The 19,969-nt window shown below is 53.1% G+C and carries 20 protein-coding genes; 16 read left to right on the top strand and 4 right to left on the bottom strand.

Annotation, left to right across the window (positions count from 1 at the left end; genetic code table 11):
- Positions 1–210: 210 nt before the first annotated feature.
- From ACLD72_RS26535 to ACLD72_RS26600, 14 genes are all read left to right on the top strand, one after another.
- A complete protein-coding gene (locus ACLD72_RS26535; RefSeq protein ID WP_411001419.1) occupies positions 211–1,368 on the top strand; it encodes an ABC transporter substrate-binding protein in 1,158 nt (385 codons plus the stop codon).
- Positions 1,369–1,492: 124 nt separating this feature from the next.
- Positions 1,493–2,413, top strand: coding sequence for an ABC transporter permease (locus tag ACLD72_RS26540; RefSeq protein WP_411001418.1), 921 nt, complete (start codon positions 1,493–1,495; stop codon positions 2,411–2,413).
- Entirely contained in the window at positions 2,413–3,222 is an 810-nt protein-coding gene (locus ACLD72_RS26545; RefSeq protein WP_411001526.1) for an ABC transporter permease, read from the top strand. The genes ACLD72_RS26540 and ACLD72_RS26545 overlap by 1 nt, the downstream gene beginning before the upstream one ends.
- Positions 3,219–4,268, top strand: coding sequence for an ABC transporter ATP-binding protein (locus ACLD72_RS26550; RefSeq protein WP_411001417.1), 1,050 nt, complete (start codon positions 3,219–3,221; stop codon positions 4,266–4,268). Before ACLD72_RS26545 ends, ACLD72_RS26550 begins: the two co-directional genes overlap by 4 nt.
- Positions 4,269–4,272: 4 nt before the next feature.
- Positions 4,273–5,058 (top strand): DeoR/GlpR family DNA-binding transcription regulator, encoded by a 786-nt coding sequence (locus ACLD72_RS26555; protein WP_411001416.1) that lies wholly within the window; start codon positions 4,273–4,275, stop codon positions 5,056–5,058.
- Positions 5,059–5,073: 15 nt separating this feature from the next.
- On the top strand, positions 5,074–5,895 hold the full coding sequence (locus ACLD72_RS26560) for an alkaline phosphatase family protein (RefSeq protein WP_411001415.1): 822 nt from the start codon (positions 5,074–5,076) through the stop codon (positions 5,893–5,895).
- 18 nt (positions 5,896–5,913) lie between these two features.
- The gene (locus ACLD72_RS26565; protein ID WP_411001414.1) at positions 5,914–6,933 is read left to right on the top strand and encodes a PHP domain-containing protein; all 1,020 of its coding nucleotides are present in this window, start codon (positions 5,914–5,916) and stop codon (positions 6,931–6,933) included.
- Positions 6,934–7,484: 551 nt separating this feature from the next.
- The gene (locus ACLD72_RS26570; protein WP_411001413.1) at positions 7,485–8,507 is read left to right on the top strand and encodes a VanZ family protein; all 1,023 of its coding nucleotides are present in this window, start codon (positions 7,485–7,487) and stop codon (positions 8,505–8,507) included.
- Between the two features lie 87 nt (positions 8,508–8,594).
- Positions 8,595–8,744 carry a hypothetical protein gene (locus tag ACLD72_RS26575; RefSeq protein ID WP_196427487.1) on the top strand — a complete coding sequence of 50 codons (150 nt, stop codon included), beginning with the start codon at positions 8,595–8,597 and terminating at the stop codon, positions 8,742–8,744.
- A 172-nt stretch (positions 8,745–8,916) separates the two neighbouring features.
- The gene (locus tag ACLD72_RS26580; RefSeq protein ID WP_458476237.1) at positions 8,917–9,663 is read left to right on the top strand and encodes a hypothetical protein; all 747 of its coding nucleotides are present in this window, start codon (positions 8,917–8,919) and stop codon (positions 9,661–9,663) included.
- Positions 9,664–9,840: 177 nt separating this feature from the next.
- The gene (locus ACLD72_RS26585) at positions 9,841–10,476 is read left to right on the top strand and encodes a PspA/IM30 family protein (RefSeq protein ID WP_411001411.1); all 636 of its coding nucleotides are present in this window, start codon (positions 9,841–9,843) and stop codon (positions 10,474–10,476) included.
- A complete protein-coding gene (locus ACLD72_RS26590) occupies positions 10,463–11,494 on the top strand; it encodes a TFIIB-type zinc ribbon-containing protein (protein ID WP_411001525.1) in 1,032 nt (343 codons plus the stop codon). Before ACLD72_RS26585 ends, ACLD72_RS26590 begins: the two co-directional genes overlap by 14 nt.
- A complete protein-coding gene (locus ACLD72_RS26595; RefSeq protein WP_411001410.1) occupies positions 11,491–12,282 on the top strand; it encodes a TPM domain-containing protein in 792 nt (263 codons plus the stop codon). The genes ACLD72_RS26590 and ACLD72_RS26595 overlap by 4 nt, the downstream gene beginning before the upstream one ends.
- Before the next feature lie 21 nt (positions 12,283–12,303).
- Positions 12,304–13,437 (top strand): SPFH domain-containing protein, encoded by a 1,134-nt coding sequence (locus tag ACLD72_RS26600; protein ID WP_411001409.1) that lies wholly within the window; start codon positions 12,304–12,306, stop codon positions 13,435–13,437.
- A 341-nt stretch (positions 13,438–13,778) separates the two neighbouring features.
- On the opposite strand, the gene ACLD72_RS26605 is transcribed toward ACLD72_RS26600, so the two are convergent.
- Positions 13,779–14,687, bottom strand: coding sequence for an EamA family transporter (locus ACLD72_RS26605; RefSeq protein WP_411001408.1), 909 nt, complete (start codon positions 14,685–14,687; stop codon positions 13,779–13,781).
- Positions 14,688–14,894: 207 nt separating this feature from the next.
- Between ACLD72_RS26605 and ACLD72_RS26610 the strand changes: the two genes are divergently transcribed.
- Complete coding sequence (locus tag ACLD72_RS26610; RefSeq protein WP_458476238.1) at positions 14,895–15,464, top strand: TetR/AcrR family transcriptional regulator; 570 nt, start codon at positions 14,895–14,897, stop codon at positions 15,462–15,464.
- A 10-nt stretch (positions 15,465–15,474) separates the two neighbouring features.
- On the opposite strand, the gene ACLD72_RS26615 is transcribed toward ACLD72_RS26610, so the two are convergent.
- Entirely contained in the window at positions 15,475–16,134 is a 660-nt protein-coding gene (locus ACLD72_RS26615) for an ankyrin repeat domain-containing protein (protein ID WP_411001406.1), read from the bottom strand.
- A gap of 182 nt (positions 16,135–16,316) precedes the next feature.
- Here ACLD72_RS26615 and ACLD72_RS26620 point away from each other — a divergent pair, with 182 nt between their 5' ends.
- Positions 16,317–17,015 (top strand): dTMP kinase, encoded by a 699-nt coding sequence (locus tag ACLD72_RS26620; RefSeq protein WP_411001405.1) that lies wholly within the window; start codon positions 16,317–16,319, stop codon positions 17,013–17,015.
- Positions 17,016–17,207: 192 nt separating this feature from the next.
- Here ACLD72_RS26620 and ACLD72_RS26625 read toward each other — a convergent pair whose 3' ends face one another.
- The gene (locus ACLD72_RS26625) at positions 17,208–18,044 is read right to left on the bottom strand and encodes a WYL domain-containing protein (protein ID WP_411001404.1); all 837 of its coding nucleotides are present in this window, start codon (positions 18,042–18,044) and stop codon (positions 17,208–17,210) included.
- Positions 18,031–19,341, bottom strand: coding sequence for a helix-turn-helix transcriptional regulator (locus ACLD72_RS26630; RefSeq protein ID WP_411001524.1), 1,311 nt, complete (start codon positions 19,339–19,341; stop codon positions 18,031–18,033). The genes ACLD72_RS26625 and ACLD72_RS26630 overlap by 14 nt, the downstream gene beginning before the upstream one ends.
- Positions 19,342–19,969: the final 628 nt, after the last annotated feature.

Genomic DNA, 19,969 nt, shown 5'->3' on the forward strand with positions numbered 1-19,969 from the left:
GTGTTAACCTGCCGCTTCGTTGAAATCTAGTTGTACGTTTTGCAACTATTCATTCGTCAGAGCCCGTTTCAGCCCATGTGTACGATTTTAATAAACATAAACAACTCTTTTAATCCAGCGCAAACAGTCCATACCTATACTCTAATTGGGTTGAAATCAACATAAATACATATTAAACCCACAATAATCCACAGGGAGTGCGAAGAAAACATGAAATCATGGTTAAAGAAGCAACTGGCGTTTGGCCTTGTTCTGTCCTTGTTTGTTTTGATGCTTGCGGCTTGTGGAACCGGCGGCAGTAATGAAGGAAGCTCCAACGCAAGCGGAAATGCTGCCGCCAATGCAGGTGCCAATGCCAGCGCCGGAGCTCCGGCGGAGGATATCTCGCTGGCTGATCTGGAGAAGAAGGCGAAGGAAGAAGGCTCCGTCGTCAGCGTTGGCATGCCGGATTCGTGGGCGAACTGGAAAGATACGTGGGCGGACCTGCAAACCAAGTACTCACTGCAGCATACGGACACGGATATGTCGAGCGCCGATGAAATCAACAAATTCGAGGCGGAGAAGGACAAGCCGACCGCGGATATCGGCGACGTGGGCATCGCCTTTGGGCCGGTAGCAGTGGATAAGGGTGTAACTCAACCTTACAAAACTTCGTATTGGGATGAGATTCCGGATTGGGCCAAGGATCAGGACGGGCACTGGGTCGTAGGTTATACGGGCTCGATCGCGTTCTTTACCAACACGGATCTGGTCAAGCAGGCGCCGCAAAGCTGGGAAGATCTAAAGAACGGCGACTATAAAATCATCGTTGGCGACGTCACGAAAGCGGCGCAAGCACAAATGGCCGTGTTGGCGGCCGCAATGGCTTATGGCGGCGATGAAACGAACATCGAGCCGGGGATCGCTTATTTTGAAGATCTGGCCCAAAAGGGACGCCTGTCCAATGCCGAAGCTTCGCTGGCCAACATCGAGAAGGGCGAAGTGCAAGTGACCTTGTTCTGGGACTTCAACGCACTGAACTATAGAGATCAACTGGGGGGCGTGGATAAGTTCAACGTCACCATTCCCAAGGAAGGCAGCGTCGTCAGCGGTTACGCCACGATCATCAACAAGTATGCTCCGCATCCGAATGCCGCCAAACTGGCCCGTGAGTATATTCTGAGCGATGAAGGTCAAATCAACCTGGCAAAAGGCTACGCCAGACCGATCCGCGAAAGCGTCCAGCTTCCTGAAGATGTGGCGGCCAAGCTGCTGCCTGCCGAAGCCTATGCCAACGTCAAGCCGGTTAGCGATTACAAGGCCTGGGAAGAAACAGCGAAAAAGCTTCCCCAACTGTGGCAAGAGCGCGTGCTTGTGCACATGAACTAGCAGCAGCACTCCTAGCTCGAAGAACGATTGAAGTTCTAGGTGGAGCGTCATCGTCCTGTACGAATGGCGCTCCTTATAGAATTTATAGGTTTTTGGGGTTATTTCAAATAGGGGAGGGAGAGACGTGAAGCGTAAAAATCGCTGGTTTTTGCTCGGGCTGGTTCCTTTTGCCGTGATGATCGCCCTGTTCCAACTGGTCCCCATCCTGTCCATGCTGACGGGAAGCATCAGTCAAGGGGACGGCTCAGGTTTTACGTTCGATTATTATGCCAGAATTCTGCAAAGCGATTATTATCTCAAAGCCATCAAAAACAGTCTGCTGATTTCGGTGTTTTCCAGCGTGATTGGGGTTGCCGTGGGGCTCATTTGCGCTTATTCCGTGACGCGCTTTGCGCCGAGAATGCGGGATCGCCTGATCATGTTGTCCAATATGACCTCGAATTTTGCCGGCGTTCCGCTGGCCTTCGCTTATATTATTCTGCTGGGCAGCAACGGGGTGTTTACTTTGCTGTTTAAGCATTGGGGCTGGAATGTGTTCGACGGTTTCAATTTATATAGCTGGTCGGGGCTGGTGCTGGTTTATGTTTATTTTCAGGTCCCCCTTGCTTTATTGCTGTTGTACCCTTCCTTTTACGGGATTCGCGAGCAGTGGAAGGAGGCGGCGGCGCTCCTTGGCGCCAGTACGTGGCAATTTTGGCGGACGATCGGCATTCCGGTGCTTATGCCCGCCGTATTCGGGACGCTGGGGATTTTGTTCGCCAACAGCATGGGGGCGTATGCGACGGCTTATGCTCTGGTCGGAAGCAATTTCAATTTGCTCGCCGTGCGGATCGGCAACCTGGTCTCGGGCGACGTGGTGAGCGAACCGCAACTCGGGAATGCGCTCGCGGTGATTATGGCGTTATCGACCCTGCTGGCTGTCTTTTTAAATCATAAGATGACCCAGCGTTCAAACCGGTTTCAATCCGGCTACATTACGCAAAAAGCCCGCAGCCCGCGGAAATGGCCCAAGCTGAAATCCTCAGCCTTGAAGGAGGAATTATGATGGAGGCACCAAGCAAGAAAGCCGGCTGGGGGCATCGTTCGCTCATGCTTTTGCTGATGGTCTACTTGCTCCTTCCTCTGATGGCCACGCTCATTTATGCGTTCGCTAAGGAATGGCAGGCCACCATCCTGCCGGAGAGCTGGACGCTGGAATGGTTCGGCGAGATGTTTCGGGATACGCGATTTCTGGATGCGCTGTGGAAATCTTTCTATTTATGCCTGATCAGCGTGGCGCTCAGCCTTGCGGTCATGCTGCCGGCCGTGTTTATCATTACGGTTTATTTGCCGCGGCTGGAAAGCTTCATGAAAGGGATCGTCGTACTCCCTTATGCCGTGCCCGGGGTCGTCGCCGCCGTCGGACTGATTCGCGCCTATTCTTCCGGACCGCTTAACATTTCAGGCACCGCCTATATTCTGATCGGCGCGTATTTCATCGTCATTTTGCCTTATATGTATCAGGGCATCCGCAACAGTTTGTTGACCGTTTCGGCGGTGGAGCTGCTGAATGCCGCGGAGATGCTGGGCGCCAGCCGCAGCAAGGCTTTTATCAGCGTGATTTTGCCGAATATCTGGCCCGGGGTCATGACTTCGACGTTGTTATCCTTCTCCGTCCTATTTGGCGAATTCGTCTTAACGAACATGCTGGTGGGGGGACATATTCAGACCATTCAGGTGTATTTGGCCCGCAGGATGAATGAAAGCGGGCATCTGGCCAGTGCGATTGCCATTTCCTACTTTCTGTTTATTCTGGTGCTGTCCATGGTCCTGATGAAGCTCGGCAAAAAAGTGAACAGGGGGATAGCGGAATGAAACCTTATTTGAAGCTGGCGGGAATCCGCAAGCAATTTGGCGATACGACGGTGCTGAACCAGGTGAATTTGAATATCCGCGAGGGGGAACTTGTGACCCTGCTGGGGCCTTCCGGCTGTGGAAAAAGCACGTTGCTGCGTTGCATCGCGGGGCTGACGGAGCTAAGTGACGGGCAGATTTGGCTGGACGATAAGGATATCGTCAACTTGCCACCGCGCAGCCGGGAGATTGGCATGGTGTTTCAATCTTATGCCCTGTTTCCCAACATGACGGTTAGTGAAAATATTGGGTACGGGATGAAAATGCGAGGAGCCTCCAAGGAGGCCAGACGCCAAAGAGCCGAGGAATTGCTGGAACTCATCGATATGGCGGACAAGCGGGATGCGTATCCCCAGCATCTGTCGGGAGGGCAGCAGCAGCGCGTGGCGCTCGCCCGTTCCCTGGCCGTACAGCCCAAGGTTCTGCTCTTGGACGAACCGCTGAGCGCGCTCGACGCGAAAATCCGCAAAAACCTGCGCACCGAAATCCGCGAGATCCAGAAAAAATTCAACATGACCACGATCTTTGTGACCCATGATCAGGAAGAGGCCTTAACCTTATCCGATCGGGTATGTTTGATGAATAAGGGAAGCATCGTGCAGCAAGGGACGCCAGAAGAGCTGTATTCCACGCCAAAAACGGAGTTTGTCGCCCGGTTCATGGGCAGCTACAATGTGCTGTCCCGCGCCGAGGTTTTGCGGCTGTTCGGGACCGTCGATAGTGAGGCGGAGAGCTTCGCCATCCGGCCGGAATCGCTGGTCCTGGCAAGCACGGATCGGGGGGACGGGGACAAACAAGCAACTGCGGGCAAACAGATTGTAGAGGGCACTGTTCATTCGGCGTCCATTTTGGGCAACGTGATCCGTTATACCATCGATGCCGCAGGCATCAGGCTGACGGTCGACGCGCTGAATGACGGCCGTTCCCCGCGGCTCGGCGACAATAGCCCGGTAAACCTGGCTTTGAATCGATCGCAGCTGCTGCAGCTTGAGAAGGAAGGGGCTTAAGGATTTGTCGATTTCATCCGAGGAACGCAAACGCGTCATCGTGGAGCAATTAAAGCAAGAGGGTCAGGTGAAGGTGCCGGCATTATCGCAGTTGTTTACCGTTTCGGAGGAGACCGTTCGCCGTGATCTGATTTTATTGGAAAAAGAAGGTCTGGCGAAAAGAGTCTACGGCGGCGCGTTGCTCCCCAAACTGACGAGCTACGAGCCCCCTTATCTGCAGCGCCAGAAGGTGAAGGCGGAGGAAAAAGAACGGATCGGCCGCGCGGCCGCCGAACTGATCGAATCCGGCGACACGATTGCGATCGACATTGGAACAACGACGCTGGAGCTGGCCAAAGCCATCGCCGGGCGGGAACGATTGACGATTCTGACGAACTCGCTGGCCGTGGCCTATCATTTAATGGAGTCGCTCACTAGCGGGAGGTTTTCCGGGAAAATTTTTGTAATCGGCGGGGAACTGAATCCCGAGCAGCAGTCGATGTCGGGAACGATCGGCGAGAGCGTCATGTCGCAATTCCGGGTCGACAAAGCTTTTATCTCCATCGGGGGGATTTCCTTGGAACGGGGTATCAGCGATTACGATATCAACGAAACGGGGATGTCGCGGCGGATGATCGAGGCCGCTTACCGGACGATTGTGTTGGCTGATGAATCCAAGCTGGATAAGGAAGCTTTTGTGGAGATTGCCCCGCTCGGCAAGGTTCACGCGATCGTTAGCGATGCGGCTCTGCCGAAGGAATGGGGGCAGACGCTCCGGAATAAACATATCCAGTGGATCGAAGCAAAATGAAGGGGGAGAAACAGGATGACTGGCACAGAAGCTAAGCTTGTTGTCGTTGTTTTGGACGGATTAAGATATGATGCCGCCCGCAAGTATTTGGGGTACATAGAGCATTTGGTGGAGCAGGGGGAGGCCGCCTGTTATCAGGTTCAATCGCAGTTGCCCAGCCTGTCGCGCCCGCTCTATGAAGTGTTGCTGACCGGCACGACAGCCGCGAAAAACGGCATCACGGCGAATCATATCGCCCGGCTAAGCCATGAGCGTAGCGTGTTTCAGCTCGCGGTGGGGGCGGGCTTAAGGACGGCGGCCGCCGCGTATCATTGGGTCAGTGAGCTGTATAACAGCGCTCCATTCAACCCCGTGACCGACCGCCATCAGCATGATGAGGGCAAACCGATCCAGCACGGTATTTTCTATTACGAGGATCACTATCCGGACAGCCATCTGTTTAGCGATGCCGAACATTTGCGTTTGGCGTACGATCCGCATTTTTTATATATCCACTCGATGAATATCGATGATATGGGCCACAAGCACGGCGGGGAAAGCAAGCAATATGAAGGCGCCGTGCGAGCGGTTGACGGGATGCTGGCCACGTTGGTTCCGTTATGGAGGGCGCAGGGATATCAGGTCATCGTCACGTCGGACCATGGGATGAATGCGATGGGGCAGCATGGGGGAACGGAGCCGGAGGAACGGAATGTCCCGCTTTATGTTTTTGGCGAGTTGCCGGTCCCCGCTTCCATGCTTGATGACGCGCGGGGATTGTCGCAGCTCTATTTTGCCCCGTTAATGTGCCATTATTTGGGGATTAAGCCTTCCGAGGCCATGGTGAAATGGGATTAGACAAGGAGGATATGGCGGATGAAGGTTGATTTGCATTTTCATTTGGAGGAAGGCCCGTATTCGTTACGCTGGTTATCACGCACTTTGCAAGGGTTGTCTTCGACGGAACCGAAGCCGGATCGGGCGCTGGGGCATCATACGCTTCCGTTTGCGGAGGAAATGGCGCAGCTGCTGTCTCGCAGAATGCGGCAGGGTTGCTATAGCGAGGAATGGCTGGACCGCTATTTAACGACAGGGCGCGAGCGAGGCATTCAAGAGTTTGGGGTCGTGGATCATTTATATCGTTTTCGGGAATGCCGGTCCTACTATGAAAAACACATGCTGCTGGATGACAGTCCCGTCGGTAAGCTGCAGCGTACGTGGCTTGATCAGGTTTGCGTTGCGTCGCTTGCGGATTTCGTGGACTTTGTCACGGAAGCAAAGAAAACAAGGCCGGATCTTGCGCTTGGCATCGAGACGGATTTCTTCCCCGGCGGCGAAGCGGAGCTTGGCGCGTTGCTGGAGAGCTATGGATGGGACTACGTGATTGGATCGGTGCATTTCCTCGATGGCTGGGGGTTTGACAATCCCGAGGCAAAGGCTGGATTTGACGGGAGAGATCCCGTGCAAACCTACGCGGCCTATTACGAATTGTTAAGACAGGCCTGTGAGTCGGGTTTATTCCATATTATCGCCCACCCGGACAACCTGAAAGTCTTCGGCTTTCGCCCGGCCGACGAGACGGAGCTGCTTCCGTATTACCGGCAAATCGCCGGGACCATGGTACAGAGCGGGGTCATTACCGAGATTAATACCGGCCTGGCCTACCGGTACCCGATTGCGGAGAGCTGTCCGAGTCCCTTATTCCTGTCCGTGTTGGCCGAATATCAGGTTCCGCTTACTTTATCCTCGGACGCCCATTTTCCGGACGATATTGGAACATTATTGGATAGCGCTTTGGCCGACGCGGTAGAGCTGGGTTATACGGAGTTGACGGTGTTCAGAAACGGGAAGCGTCGGATGGTGCCGATTTTGGCGAAAGACGCAAGGTTGAAGTAGTCGGGAGGAAGGCAATATATCATTTTAAACGGTTTTACGATGCCCGGGAGGCCTTCGGTCTTCCGGGATTTTTTGAGATACTAGAATTTATAAATTTTCCGGCGGGGTAGAGGACGATGCACAGGTAGAGAGGGGAGGAGAGGAGGAACCTGAAGGCTAAGGGACACCAGAGCCGTTATCTGCGGAAAAACGGAGGATTGCAAAATGTAACGGACCACAGATGACCTTATTTACCTCAAATCGGCCCGGATGAACTGGTTTTGAGCCAAATAGAGTCATGTGTGTCCGTTAGGCTGGGAAATACCCGGGAAATAGGCGGATAAGGTCGCTGGTGTCCGTTAGAGCAGCGGCCCACAGATTGGAAAGAGCTGAAGCATCCGTTGCTTCAGCTCAGGAAAGAAAGGAATTGCTCTGACGTAGAAGTCAGAGTCATAAAAAGACGCCGCCAGGCGTTTTTCTTGTTTCCGGGCGAAAAATGAACAAGTGTAACAGATTGGCCCAAGTAAACGTTTTTTTGCTAGTAAATGAATTTCCGAAAGGTGTGATGGCGCATGGAGTCCCAAGGGGAGCAAAAACTGCATGCCAGACTGGGTGAAACGGGGAGCGCAGGCAGGATCCTGCTTGGAGTATTCTATTTGATGTTTACGGTTTACACCGTGTTCATGATCAAAATCATATTGTTCAAAACCATCCCTTTGTCGGCGATGCTTCGGGGCAATTTTTTACCATTTAGAAGCTTGAATGTGATTCCTTTTCGAACGATTATGGAATATTTCACGAATGAAGCCATTGAATTCGACAGGGTGCTTGCGAATATCGGCGGGAATCTCGCCATTTTTATTCCGTTGGGGATGTTCGCGGCTTTTATGGCGGGGCGGAAACCTTTGCGGCTTCAGGTCCTCTGGCTGCTGGCTATCTCTTTTTCGTTGGAAGTCATCCAGTATATCCTGGCCTTGGGCAGTAGCGATATCGATGATATTTTGCTTAACGTGACAGGAGGGATTATCGGTATAGGTTTTGTTGTGCAGCTACGTAAGATGACACGCTCCGGAAACGCGCTGCTGAGGGCTATGGTAGGCGCTTATTTGCTCATGGGAATTTGCGGATTCGCAGCCGTCGCTTGGGTTGACCCAGGTTTATTGCCGTTTACCGATTCAGAGGTTGAGTATATCGATGAGAATGCGGAAATCCTGGCGGGATGGGATGAGACTAAAGCGGATCTGTTCGGGAAACTGGCGGGCCTGGAAACGGACGGGATCACCAATGGGACCACGGACGAGATTACGATACGCCCGAACTCCAAGGTTACGCTCACGACTGCGCCGGCGGAAGCGGAAGAAGAAAAGGAAGCGGGGGATGCCCATGTTCAAGTGGATGCCTCGACAAGAATTTTCATCAGACATATTCGCTCCGATGGAAATCAGGTCATTAACCGGCATGAAGAAGAGACATGGTCGGAGCTAAAAAAGACTTTGGGGAAATCCGGGGATACCGATCCTACGATCAGAGTGTGGCTTTCTGAAGAGAATAAGTCACAGGCGAAGGGGCTGCTCATTAGTTTGGTGGAAGAGTAACAAGCTCAAGCGCCAATGACGCCAACAAACTGCATAAAAACGGGCTTCCCCACAAACACTGGGTAAAAACGGCGAGGAGCGTGCGTCATGCGGCAGGATTATGTTTTTACCGACTTGGAAGGCAAGGAGCATCTTGTTGAGGAGATCCGCAAGCTGGAGGACAAGCTGGAGCAGTCTACCGGGGAAAAGGTGAATCTGATCGCCTATTCCCACAAGAATGCGAAGCCGGAGGGCTGAGCGGATTCCGTACATGTTCCTTTGAAAAAAACGCCGGCGTCACTGAACCAAGTGCAAAAGTGCAGTTGAAATGGGCCGAATTCGAGCAATTAGAGCGATGAGATGCAAAAGTGCAGTTGAAAATGAGGATTGGAGGCGATTTTGAGCGAAATGGCGAAAACGGCCTGCACTTTTGCATTTGAATCGCGAAAATGGCCCGGTTTCGGGGGGAATGAAATGCACTTTTGCATTTGACGGAATGGGCTATTTTTGGGACTTTGTAATTGTTCATAATTTTGCAAAATGTATATGTGATTTTAGGAAGCGGATGGATAGAATCAAAACGAAACTTCTGATATATTTATGGTACAAATTACCTACAGGAATGAGGTTTTGGTTCTTGAAAGATTTTTATAAGAAAGCATGGTTTTGGGTAATTGTTGCTTGTTTGGTGGTGGGATTTATCGGGAGATGGATTGGAGAGCTGGCTCCGGCAGTATTGATTTTTGTTATCACAATAATTATCATCGGCTTCAGGCAATCCAATAAAAAGAAGAAAGAAGCAGCCATGGGGATCATCGCTAGCTTCCCGGGGAGGCACATACGCGGTCTTCCTCTATCAAGCGGCCAATCTGTGCGGGCCAACTTGTTAAGCGACGCCATTATATTTGTCGGCAAAGGATTTGCGGCCGAAATCAAAGCTGGGCAGATTAAGAACGTTGTTGCTATGTCACATAATGAGTACGTGCAAACCCAAAGGGGTATGGGGCATCCTGACGTTCCGATCCCATCGAACACAGCCGGAATTTTCCTGGTCATTCACTATGTCAACAGTACAGGATTTTTGGATTCGGTAGTTCTGAGAGGCAGCCCTACAAGTGCTGTAGGCTTCGCACAGAGCGCCGGAAGAAGCTCAAGCTCACGTATCGTCAATCTTTAAACAACAAGAATATAAACGCTGCATAAACGCTGCTTTGCGGCGCAAATCAGGACAAATCCCGCGAGGGAGGCGTCTTTTTTTGTTTTGGACATTTTTCCCGGTTGACCACTTTGAAACCAAAGGCCCGCTTTTCATGTATTATAAGTACATATAGATCGATCGAGGGAGGAACAGGGCATGGGAATCTTGGCGAGGTTTCGGGATGTGATGCGGGCCAATATCGGCAGTTTGCTGGAACGGGCGGAGGACCCGGAGAAAACGATTGATGAATACATGCGCCAAATGCATCGCGATTTGGGGCAGGTGAAGGCGGAGACGGCTGCGGTGCAGGCGGAAGAGAGCCGGGCGAAACGGGCGCTTGACGAGTGCGGCGCGGAGGTCCGGAAGCTGCAGCGGTATGCGGAAAAGGCCGTGGAGTCGGGAGACGAGGAGCGGGCGCGTAAGTTCCTGGAGCGAAAAGCGCAGCAGGCGGAGCGGCTCGGCGAATTGCAAGCGGCGTATGAGCAAATATCCGCCAACGCCGCCCAAATGAAGCAGATGCAGGATAAGCTGGTCTCCGATCTAAGCGAGCTGGAAGCGCGGCATACCTCGCTAAAAGCCAAGCTCGCGCAAGCGGGGAGGCTGCAACAGACCCATGCGAGCGCGTCCGCCGGCGGGGTGGAGGCCGCATTCCGCGCGGCGGAAGAGCAGGCCGACCGCGCTTTGAACGAAGCGGAGGCTCTTGCCGAACTGCGGGACGGCGCGCGGAAAGACGATCTGGATGAACTTATCGCGCAGTTGGAGAAAGGAAAAGACGACAATGCCGGTGATTGAATACAAATGTCCGAACTGCGGCAGCGGCATGACGTTTGACAGCGAGACGGGGATGCTGGCCTGTCCGAGCTGCGGCAGAAAGGACGATATCGAGCAAATTCCCGATCCGCTAAAGCAGCAGGTGTTCGCGGAAGATGAGGTAAGAGAGTACCACTGCGAAAGCTGCGGCGCCGTCATCGTCACCGAGCCGGAGACCAGCGCGACCACCTGCAGCTTCTGCGGCTCCGCCGTGGTGCTGAGCGACCGCCTGACGGGCAAACTGGCCCCGGCGCAGGTGATTCCTTTTACGATCAGCAAGGAAGAAGCGATGGCCGCTTTTAAGAAATGGTGCGGAAAAGGACTGCTCACGCCGAGAGGCTTCATGACTGCTGACCGTATCCAGGGCATTACGGGGATCTACGTGCCGTTCTGGTTGTATGATTTACATAACCGGATCGAGGTCCAGGGCCACGGGACGAAGGTGAGAAGCTACACGCGCGGCGAATATCAATATACGGAAACAGACCATTTCGAGATTTACCGGAAAATCCGCCTCGATTATGTCCGGCTGCCGATCGACGCTTCGGTGAAAATGAATGATGAGCTGATGGATAAGCTGGAGCCTTTTCCTTACGAACAGCTCAAAGCGTTCAAGACGCCCTACCTGGCCGGATACATTGCCGAAAAATACAGCTACACTGATGCGGAACTCACCCCCCGGGCCAAAGAGAAAACGCGGCCTTATATCGACTCTTATATATCTTCAACGGTTTCCGGGTATGCCACGGTGAGCTATACGGACAAACAAATCGATACGACCGTAAAACGGGCGGATTACGTGCTGCTGCCGGTCTGGATGGTTTATTACGACTACAACCGCAAGCAGTACACTTTCGCTATGAACGGCCAGACAGGCAAGGTGGTTGGCAAGCCGCCAATCAGCAAGGCGAAGGTGGCGGCGTGGTTTGCCGGGATTGCCGGAATCTCTTTTCTGTCATTAAAAATCGTAGCCTGGTTGATGGGAGGCGGATTCCTATGAAAAAGCGCTTTTGGCTCATAACGATCTGTCTGCTGTCCTCCTTCTGCCTCACGGTGCCAGTGCAAGCCATAAAGGCTGCAGCGGTTGCGGGGTACAAAACTTTGATTTATGACGACGCCCATCTCCTGAGCCAGGCCGACTACGACGAGCTGAACGCCATGGCGAACGAATACGGGGCCGAACGCGAGACGGATATTATGATCATCACGACCGATAATCCGGAAAATGAGGACGTCGTCAAAATAACCGAGGATTTTTACGACGAACAGGCTCCGGGTTACGATAAGGCTCACGGGGATGCCGTTATTCTGACAGTGGACATGCGAAACCGCGACATTTATTTGGCCGGATTTTATAAGGCTGAGCAATACCTCGGTGATGGACGGTTGGATAAGATTAGGGACAAAATCACGCCCGATTTGACGGAAGGCGATTATCGCCAGGCTTTCGAGCAATATATAAAAACGGCAAACCGCTACATGGGATACGAGCCGGGGGTCAACCCGGACAATATTTTGTTCAACCTCTGGGTTCAACTGGGCGGAGCGTTGGCGATCGGCGGCATTGCCGTCGGCATCATGGCTTACCGCTCCGGCGGGCGTGTAACAGTGAGCGGCAGAACCTATGAGGATGCCGGAGCTTCAGGTGTTCTGCAGCGGCAGGACCGGTTCATCCGCACGACGGTCACGAAACGGAAAATCCAGAAGAGCAGCAGTTCCGGTGGCGGAGGCGGGGGCGGACGGACCGGCGGCGGGCATTCGCACAGCGGCAGTCGGGGATCATTTTAACGAAAGGGATGAGGGACAACGATGGGATTCTTTAGAAATCAATTTGCGAACGTAGTGGAATGGGAAGAGTTCAGAGACGACATGATTTTCTGGAAATGGAGCAACCGTGAGATCAAAAAAGGAAGCAAACTGATTATCCGCTCCGGCCAGGACGCTATTTTCATCAACAACGGGAAGATCGAGGGGATCTTTAAGGATGAAGGGGAATTTAATATCGAATCGGATATCATTCCTTTTTTGTCGACGTTAAAAGGGTTTAAGTTCGGCTTCAACAGCGGCATGCGGGTCGAGGTGCTTTTTGTCAATACGAAGGAATTCACCGTGAAATGGGGCACGCAAAATCCGGTTCTCATTCCGACGCCTCAGTTGCCGGGCGGCATGCCGATTCGCGCCAACGGCACGTTCAACTTTAAGGTAAATGACTACGTGACGCTGATCGACAAGATTGCCGGGATTAAGCCAAGTTATCTCGTGGACGATGTGAAGCTGCGGATTACGTCCGTGCTGGACCAACTGCTGATGAAGTGGATCAGCCGGGAAGGTAAGGATATGTTTAATCTGCAGGCCAACGCCGCAGACATCGCCAGAGGCATCCGCGAGGACCTGGATATGCAGGTGATGGACGACGGGTTTGCGATTACAGGCTTTCAAGTGATGAGCTTCAATTATCCAAAAGAAATTCAAGATATGATCACCAAAACGGCGTCGCATGAAATGATCGGGAATCTCTCCAAATACCAGCAAGTCAGCTTGACGGACGGCATTGCTTCCGGCAAGGTGCAGGGCGGCGGGGCCGCTGCGGACATGGCGAGCATGATGATGGGGATGAACATGGCGAACGAAATGCTGAAAAATATGAACCAAAACCAGAATCAAGCGGGGACTCCGAGTCCTAAACCGGCAGCCGAGCAACATGCTGAATCGTCGGCGCCGTCTGCGGGCGGGAAGGGTTCGGAATCGGCAGCTCCGTCCGCCCAGTCTGCGCCGCCCGCCCCATCCGCGGCTCCATCTGCGCCGTCCGCGCCGCCAGTCCCGTCGACGTCGCCCGCCCCATCCGCGCCGGAAGGCGGCAAACGCCCCAACTTCTGCCCGAACTGCGGCACGAAAAACGAAGGCGCGAACTTTTGTCCAAACTGCGGGCAGAAGCTTGCTTGATATAGGTTTTGGAGCTGGAGACGGGTGTTGCTGCTATAACCTGCCTGCCTCCGCGCCTTCAACGGCTTGGTGCCATGCGCGCCAGGCCTTTTTTTTGTGTGGTCCGCTGGAAATAGCGGAAAAAAAGGTCGTTATCCTTGCCGCATCAAGCGGTCCAGCCGAAATAGGGACATTTTGTGGCGTTATTGTCCTGCGAAGGCGGCAAAAGGGCCGGTTTCCTGGGCGATCCCGGGGAATAGCGACATAAATGTCCGTTATTCTCGGGCAAAGCGCCAAAACGGAAAAATAGCGGTAAAAATTACCGCTAAGGCCCTTTCCGCTAAGGTCTGACCGCACTCTTTTTACAGCTCATCCGCCAACCCCAGCAAAGCGATTCCGATCATCACCAGGACGATCACCCCGTACTGCAGCTTGCCGAGCCGCTCCTTGAGGAAAATCCGTGACAGAATCACGGAAAAAATGCTGTAGGAAGCGATCAGCGGTGCCGAGATAATGGCGTTGCCGGACATGGCGAACACGTAGAAGAATTGCCCGGTCGTTTCGAAGATGGCAGCATACCCTTTGACCCGCTCGCGGAAAAGGTTAAACCGCTGCTTTTTGACAAAAACAAGATAAGCGTAGGCGATCACGGCGCAAATAAAAAAGGTAAACTCATAGGCGAGCAGGGCGGCGTCTTCGCCGATCAGCTTGAGCTCGTCCAGATAGATCCCGTCGGCAAAGGTGCCGAGCCCATCGAGGATACAGTAAAGAATCGGGAACGTAATCGCCATCACGCCGATTTGGTATTTGACATCGACCTTCGCGAAGCTGGCCTGGAGGGCTTGACGTTCCGCTCTTTTTTCCAGCACGGCCAGACCGACCACACCGCAGGTAATGATCGCCACCCCCATCACTTCAAAGACGCCGAGGTCATGGGGAAAAAACAGGTACAGCAAAATGGCGGTGACGGCGCCGGAAGAGTTTTGCACGGGTGAGGAAATCGACAGTTCAATGTATCTAAGCCCAAAATAGCCGATCGCCATCGACAGGATATACAGTGCAGACACCGGTAAATACCGGATCATGTCGGCGGGATCGAAGTGCAGCCCTTTAATCAGCAGATAAGCCGTGCTGTGAATCCCCATGACCAGGCCAACCATGATGACGATTTTAATATGGCTGAACCGGTCATGGCTGTCGCTGCCTTTTTTATAAAACAGGTCCGCACCGCCCCAGGCGAGCGCAGTAAATAAAGCAAACATAAACCACATGACGAAATCTCCTTTCACATAACCCTATGATTATAAAGGTTCGGCCACCAGACATGTCAATGACAAAGCCAACTTCGGCCCCATTCGGCTCAAAACAGATCAAAACCGGGTTGAACAGGAAGGGAGCAATCATGTACTATGGAAACCAAGGAAAACAAAATGGTTTATATATTTTCCATCATTCTCGAGTTTGGAGGGGGGCGTGGGATGAAAGAAAGAATTATACAGGCTGCGGAACAAGAAATTTTGCAGCGGGGATTTAAATTTACGATTCGGGACCTGGCGGCCGGTTTGGGCGTGAGCACGAAAACTCTCTATCAATATTTCGAATCCAAAGAACGGATCATTGAGCATATCGTCGAACGGGCGGTCGCTGAAATGAAAGAAGCGGAAGCCGCAATCATGGCTGACGGGACCCTGAATACGTTGCAGAAGCTTCGAAAAGCATTGGTCGTCCTGCCGCAGCGGTTCCTTTTCACCGATATCAGAATTCTTCAAGAGCTTAGGAAGAGATACCCCAAGCAGTGGAGGGAAATCGACAAGTACGTGACGACGAGTTGGGACCACATTCGATCGCTCGTCAAGGAGGGGATGGCGGAGGGAGTTTTGCGTCCGTTCGATATCGAGATCTTTATTCAGATCTACATCGGGGCCTTGTATCGCTTAATGGACGATCAGACGGTCAGAAACACTGAACTCCCTCTGGAAAAAGCGTTGGTGCAGATGGTGGATCTTTTGCTGCGGGGAATTGTTTCGCTTGATCCGCAGGGTGATTAACGCAGGCGGTTTAGTGCAGGCGGATCAGGGATCCGTCTTCGCTTCGGGTATAGTCTTCCGGGTGGGTCTGTTCTCTCGGAAGCTGCTCTACCGTTGCTCCGGCCTCTTCGAGCAGCTCCAGCATTCTGGCGTTATAGGTCGTTCTGGCCAGCGTTACGCCCTGATTCGGATCGGCTCCGTTTTGCAGCAGCAGCGCGGCGATTTCCATCTGATCGTACATGACCGCAGCCTGAAGCCCTTGATTCGGGTCGGCGCCATACTGCAGCAGCAGGCTTACAACCTCCAACTCGCCCTTTTCAATGGCGTCGTCCAGCGCAAAGGGATCCTTTTGCGGATCGGCCCCGGCTTCCAGCAGCAGTCGCACCATTTCCAGCGGCTCCTTGTTGAAGTTGACCGCCAGCGACAGATTGCCGACAGGAATCGATTCCGCCCCGCTTCCGTAGTCGGCGTCCTCATTGGGGGAAGCCCCTTGCTCCAACAGTTTCTTTACCTCCTCTACGTTCCCGTCTCGAATAGCGAGATTAAGAGGCGTAAATATCCCGTTCGGATCGGTCTGCGAGCTGCCGCCGGGCGAAGACAGCAGCGCCTCCACAGGCGCGCAGGCGGTCGTGGCCGTGCCCAATGCTAGCATCGTGCAGAGCGCTGTTAGTAAACGTAAGCCTTTCATCATTGTTGTTATCCTCCGTTCTAAGGTGCAAATCGCAAAAAGATAGGCATATTTTACTATAAATAATCCTGCAGGTATATATGCTTGGCGCCCGACTGTACGAATCTTTATAGAGTCTGGCCCGTAATACGGTTATAGTGGATCGTAATCTGTTGCTCAACAATCATATGAAGGAGGTTTCGCGGGTGAGCGGAAAGATCATAAGCATCAGCGGGCTCGACGGCGCCGGAAAAAGCACGCAGCTCACGCTCCTGCAGGAAAAACTGGAACAGGCCGGGATGAAGTGTGCCAGGCTGCAGTTTGAGTCGGAGGATTACGGGGAACGGGCCAAACAAAAAGTAGAAGAACTTAAGCGGTTCGGCGTGGTTTTTACCAGGTTGTGCCTCGATTGGAAACACCGTTTTCCGTTAATGCATGATTTTGTATATACGGAAACGCTGCAAAATGCCGGGAATGCCCTGGCCGTTACGTCCGTATTTGCCGGAGGCTGCCTGCAGGTTTACCACGAATGCCTGAAGCCGCTTGTGGAGGCCGGCGTTCATTTGGTCGTGGACAGGTATTGGTACGACGATATCGTGTACCGGAGTTTCTGGGTCGATGAAGCTGTTGTCCGTATGCTGTACCGCTCGATTCCGGCGCCGGATTTGGCTATCTTTTTAAATACGCCCCCGGGCGTGAGTTATGAAAGAAACCGGCAGCGCATCGACGGACAGAGCCCATTGATGGGAAATCTTCAAAATGTCCGCGCCGTTGCCGAGAAGTTCCAGGAGTTGGCCCACAAGGAAAACATGCGTGTGATCGACGGGGCTCTGGAGCTGGAGGAAAAGCACGCGCTAATCTATCATGAAGTCGCCTCTCTTATGCAAGTAAAACCTATCATTTGAAAATATATTTTGCCGGGGCTTTAGGCCGATCTTTTTAATTCTGATCGCGCTGCTGACGAACAGCCTAGTGACCAACCTGTGCATGTTGCTGGGAATGACCAAGGATTGGGCAAGCAACGTCGGCTTCCTCGCCATGATGATTGCGGCCATAATTACATATATGCGGTTTACGAAAAATCGGCGGAAGTAGTTTTATGAAGATAACTCTCCCGGGATATCTTCCGCCGTATCGAGGGCGCCATATCTCTCCAGCGCCTTGGTGGAGGCCTCCAGCATTCTGCGCTTTAAATAATCGCCTTCGATGACCCGGACGCGCTTCCCGAGGAAGCGGATTTTGGAAAGCAGATATTCGGCTTCATCGGCCAAAAAGCATACCCGTATGCGGTACGTACCGCGGCCTTCGTCATAGTCGACAGTCTTCTCGAAACACGAGAAGGCGTAGAGGATGCGGGACAGCTCCATATGATACTCCCGGCCGACTTCCACCAGGGCTTGCGTCTTCCGCGCATCAAGCGACCGCTTGACAGCTGCGAGCGCCCGTTCCAAAGCGGTGGGCGCGGCCGGTTCGGCCGCGATGGCGACGATTTTCGCCAGCCGGGTGCTCATTAGCGCACGACGCCGCAGGTTATACCAGAGCAAATACCATTCGCGCTTAACCATGGAATACTCCAACTTGTAAGCCACCCCGGAATGGTCTTCGTGAACCCGGCCTCCTTTTACCTTATAAGTGATGCGAATTCCGCTTCCGTCCGCGATACAGCGGCGTAAAGGGCGCAGCAGCGGGTGATACACCTGCTTTTCCACGCTTTTGGCCTTTTCGGTCAGGTGGCCGGAGGTATCCATAGCCGGGTCTTTTTCCAGGAGCGAAAGCAATTTGTCCCTGGTTTCCGCCGTAAAAGCTTGGGCCGCCGCAGGATGTTTCAGCATCTTTTTCAGCCAGGCCCGCTCGTGTGCGGTGATCATAAACGTGCCGGCATCGTCCAGCCGGGAGATGATCTGATAGTTGAAAATTTTCTCAAACGGATTCATAGTACGCCTGGATCTCCTTCCATTCGGCAATCATTTCCCGGCGAAAATAACGGGGCTCCAGCACCTCGCAGCTCGATCCGAAGCTTCGCAGCCAAGGCTTAATTTCGGTCGTTCCGTTCACCGTGATTTCGTAGATGAAGGCTTCCTCGTCCTCGGACACAATCCGCCCCCATTGTCCCTGCAGCAGCACACGTTCTTTGACAAAATTCGGTTCGGACGGCCCCGGGTTAAAAAACCTTGCCCGCACGGTCACCGGGGCGCCCGTATCGATCAGCCAGCTGTACCTCATCTTCTCCTCCAGCTCGGCCGTCTTCTCTTCGAATAAAGCCTCGGGCACCGCGTCCGCTTCCTCAATTTGCGTCATGCCCTCCATACGGTATTTGCGGATACCTTCTCTGCCGTTTCCCAGCAGGTACCAGCGCCCATACTGATGGTCGTAAACGACCTTTAAAGGGAGCGTTTGCTCAGCTTTGCCCGCCGTTTCCCTTTCGAACAAGGGGTTTGTATTTTGCGAGGCATAGCTCTTGTCGGCTTTAGGCGAAAAATACAGAAACCGCACTTTCCGGCGGTGCCGGATGGCGTCCAGCAGCGTGAACAAATGCGCCTCGTCCAGAATCCGCGAATAATAATGATATTTATATAAAAAAGGCTCGACCGCCTGCGGCTCGGCCTGCCCCCGCAGCAAATGCTTCTTTAATCCATCCCGGAGCAAATAGCCTTGGACGGAAGGAACCTGCGTGCTTGCCATCACGTCGACAAAATCGTACAGATCGTAGAGTTCCTCATCCGACAGTTCCAGTACCAGGTCGTTGTCCATCCGGTACCGGTAGGGGCGGGAGGCGGATTCCTTCTTGATGACGCCAACTTCCTCCAAATATTTCAAGTCCGACCGGATCGTTTTCTCGTCGGGGAGCGGAACGTTCGCAGGCAGGCTGCCGCAGCAAATGTCCATCAGTTCCATCGCCGTCAGCGCCTGCTCGTTCAGCGCGGCAAGGAGCAGCGAAATCCTTTGCGATTCGGACTCCTTCAGCGACTTGGCGCGAAACAGGAAAAGCAGCATCGGATCGGTTGATTCATAGTAATTGAAGCGAATCGCCTCGGCGAGCTCCTTCCCCTGCTCCTCCGGCAAATGCTGATGCATGGTGCTGACGATCTCCTTCAGCCGGCGGATCGTCTTGTCGAACGTATGCACAGAGATGCCGAGACGCTTCGCAAACTGCTGTCTGCTGTAAGCTCCACTGGTCAGCACAAGCATGCGCAGAAACTGGATTTCCTTATCAAAGCTTTCCTTGGCCATATCAGTTCCATCCACCCGTTTCCTCAAAGATGCTATTTCCTAATTGTAACAGGGGATGGGAAAGGTGGAAAGGAGCTTATCGGATGGAGGTTCACATCGAGTTTAAAAACCGTTTGATTTGAACTCATAACTCAACTTTCGCAGCAAAAAATCGGCAGACAAGCCTTGATTTAGCTGGGTAAAGCAGCAATCCATTCATTGCCGGAGTTTACGCTGAATCAGAGGCGGACAGTGTCTTCCCTAAACCGGGCAAGCTACTCGACCGCTTTGCTGCGATTCCGCTCAAACGTGGAGACATGGAAGCATGGAAGCGTCAACGCTGAAGAGGGCGTCACGATTCGCCGAGGTCAGCTTTCGCCGAAATCAGCTTTTGCCGAGGCAATGCATCTGCCTTTTGCACCGTAGCCGCCCTCGAGCAGTGTCACAAATCGACGCCGGGTGAGGGGGTTGTCCAAAGGGTTCGTGTCTTGGTGCCTTGGTATCTTGGTGTCCCTACCTGCTGCTTGCCTTTGCACGATTATCCCTTTCGTTCAGAGAGCAGGGGGTGAGGGCTAGAGCAGGGTTCGCAAAAAAGAGAGAAGAAAATGAGATGAGGAAAAAATGAGACGGTTCAGTTGAGATTTTTGGC

The sequence above is a fragment of the Paenibacillus lacisediminis genome (genome assembly GCF_046567315.2).

What these genes read in the sequence shown, in the direction of transcription:
- ACLD72_RS26535 (WP_411001419.1), top strand. Translation starts at nt 211, where the DNA reads ATGAAATCATGGTTAAAGAAGCAACTGGCGTTTGGCCTTGTTCTGTCC.
- ACLD72_RS26545 (WP_411001526.1), top strand. Translation starts at nt 2,413, where the DNA reads ATGGAGGCACCAAGCAAGAAAGCCGGCTGGGGGCATCGTTCGCTCATG.
- ACLD72_RS26550 (WP_411001417.1), top strand. Translation starts at nt 3,219, where the DNA reads ATGAAACCTTATTTGAAGCTGGCGGGAATCCGCAAGCAATTTGGCGAT.
- ACLD72_RS26560 (WP_411001415.1), top strand. Translation starts at nt 5,074, where the DNA reads ATGACTGGCACAGAAGCTAAGCTTGTTGTCGTTGTTTTGGACGGATTA.
- ACLD72_RS26565 (WP_411001414.1), top strand. Translation starts at nt 5,914, where the DNA reads ATGAAGGTTGATTTGCATTTTCATTTGGAGGAAGGCCCGTATTCGTTA.
- ACLD72_RS26570 (WP_411001413.1), top strand. Translation starts at nt 7,485, where the DNA reads ATGGAGTCCCAAGGGGAGCAAAAACTGCATGCCAGACTGGGTGAAACG.
- ACLD72_RS26575 (WP_196427487.1), top strand. Translation starts at nt 8,595, where the DNA reads ATGCGGCAGGATTATGTTTTTACCGACTTGGAAGGCAAGGAGCATCTT.
- ACLD72_RS26585 (WP_411001411.1), top strand. Translation starts at nt 9,841, where the DNA reads ATGGGAATCTTGGCGAGGTTTCGGGATGTGATGCGGGCCAATATCGGC.
- ACLD72_RS26590 (WP_411001525.1), top strand. Translation starts at nt 10,463, where the DNA reads ATGCCGGTGATTGAATACAAATGTCCGAACTGCGGCAGCGGCATGACG.
- ACLD72_RS26595 (WP_411001410.1), top strand. Translation starts at nt 11,491, where the DNA reads ATGAAAAAGCGCTTTTGGCTCATAACGATCTGTCTGCTGTCCTCCTTC.
- ACLD72_RS26600 (WP_411001409.1), top strand. Translation starts at nt 12,304, where the DNA reads ATGGGATTCTTTAGAAATCAATTTGCGAACGTAGTGGAATGGGAAGAG.
- ACLD72_RS26605 (WP_411001408.1), bottom strand. Translation starts at nt 14,687, where the DNA reads ATGTGGTTTATGTTTGCTTTATTTACTGCGCTCGCCTGGGGCGGTGCG.
- ACLD72_RS26610 (WP_458476238.1), top strand. Translation starts at nt 14,895, where the DNA reads ATGAAAGAAAGAATTATACAGGCTGCGGAACAAGAAATTTTGCAGCGG.
- ACLD72_RS26615 (WP_411001406.1), bottom strand. Translation starts at nt 16,134, where the DNA reads ATGATGAAAGGCTTACGTTTACTAACAGCGCTCTGCACGATGCTAGCA.
- ACLD72_RS26625 (WP_411001404.1), bottom strand. Translation starts at nt 18,044, where the DNA reads ATGAATCCGTTTGAGAAAATTTTCAACTATCAGATCATCTCCCGGCTG.
- ACLD72_RS26630 (WP_411001524.1), bottom strand. Translation starts at nt 19,341, where the DNA reads ATGGCCAAGGAAAGCTTTGATAAGGAAATCCAGTTTCTGCGCATGCTT.